This window comes from Pontibacter rugosus, assembly GCF_042678745.1.
In the GTDB taxonomy this organism is placed as follows: Bacteria; Bacteroidota; Bacteroidia; order Cytophagales; family Hymenobacteraceae; genus Pontibacter; species Pontibacter rugosus.
Map to the genome: position 1 here is coordinate 1 of NZ_JBHTLD010000430.1, position 1,185 is coordinate 1,185.

2 protein-coding genes are annotated in these 1,185 nt (G+C 41.0%); both read right to left on the bottom strand.

Going from position 1 to position 1,185, the window contains the following annotated elements:
* Positions 1 to 144 precede the first annotated feature (144 nt).
* The gene (locus ACFQ2O_RS21725) at positions 145 to 615 is read right to left on the bottom strand and encodes a DUF4199 domain-containing protein (RefSeq protein ID WP_377533021.1); all 471 of its coding nucleotides are present in this window, start codon (positions 613 to 615) and stop codon (positions 145 to 147) included.
* Positions 616 to 643: 28 nt separating this feature from the next.
* Positions 644 to 1,153: a DUF4199 domain-containing protein gene (locus tag ACFQ2O_RS21730; RefSeq protein ID WP_377533023.1), complete on the bottom strand. Its 510-nt coding sequence runs from the start codon at positions 1,151 to 1,153 to the stop codon at positions 644 to 646.
* Positions 1,154 to 1,185 lie beyond the last annotated feature (32 nt).

Genomic DNA, 1,185 nt, shown 5'->3' on the forward strand with positions numbered 1-1,185 from the left:
CCGCAGTTTAGTGCCTCTTTTCCCTACGCTCAGGTGTGGTACGATCCACTTATTTATGCTATATTCGCTTATGACTTCCATCGGATTAGGACTTGGGGTTAAAATGTCTTTGCAAACACTTTTACCTGCCTAATTCCTTGGAAGTTAAACAACTCTAAACAGCCTCAATGTAATAACAGTAGCGCCCAAAATCATTGTCACTGGTCCTTGAAAGTTTTCGGCCATAGCAACAGCAGCATCAATTTGCTCATCAGTCAAGCCTTGTGTAATCATTGCCTCTCTCTGCTTATCCATCACACGTGTCATGTACGCTGGGTCTACAAACTCGATGTATAGCCAAGACACTAAGCCAGAAAGGAAGCCATAGATAGCTGAAACCAAAGAGCCAATACCTAAGCCTTGTCCATAGGACATGTAGCCGTAGTTTTGACTTTTATAATTTTTCATAGCTATAACGATACCTGCTATAAGAATTATATAAGACAAGCTAGATAGCCAACGGTTTTCAGCCAGGCCAGCTATCATTAAAATCAAGGTAAATACTACGCCAACAAGAGCAAAGATAAATCCCCATTTTAGCGCTACTGAGCTTACAGAAGGTTCTTTTTCAGTCATAATTGATATGTGTTAAGGTTAGAAATCTTTACTTTCTGTAAAATACCGCTGCTACCAGCGAAAACAAACTCCCCATTATCAACCTCCAAAGAAAAAAATCCGCCGCCTGCATAGATGGTGTCAAACTATCCAATGCATTGTACACGTTGCTGAAAGATTCTTCTCCAATAATCTCAATCTGCTCCTCCCGTGTTTCCTCCAGCAATGCCTTCATCTCGGCCACATGCGCCAAAAGAATCTCAGAACCAACCATGTAAATAAACAGAAACACCAGCATGGCAGCACTAAGCGCATTGTAAAACGCTACTGATAATCCAACGCGCAGGCCTTTTCCCAGACTAAGTTCTGTATCGTTGTATTGTTTGAAGTATCGAATAGCCAAAAATATAAAGACTGGTATGGGCACGTAAGTCAAGCGACCGATATCACCGAAAGGATTATATCCTATAAAATATAATATAGCTACCAGCGCAAAACTAACCAAGCCACACAGCACACCATACCTAATACCAACCCTAACTATTGCTTGATTAAACATTGTTTTTCCTCATACCAGACCGGCTTATGCAA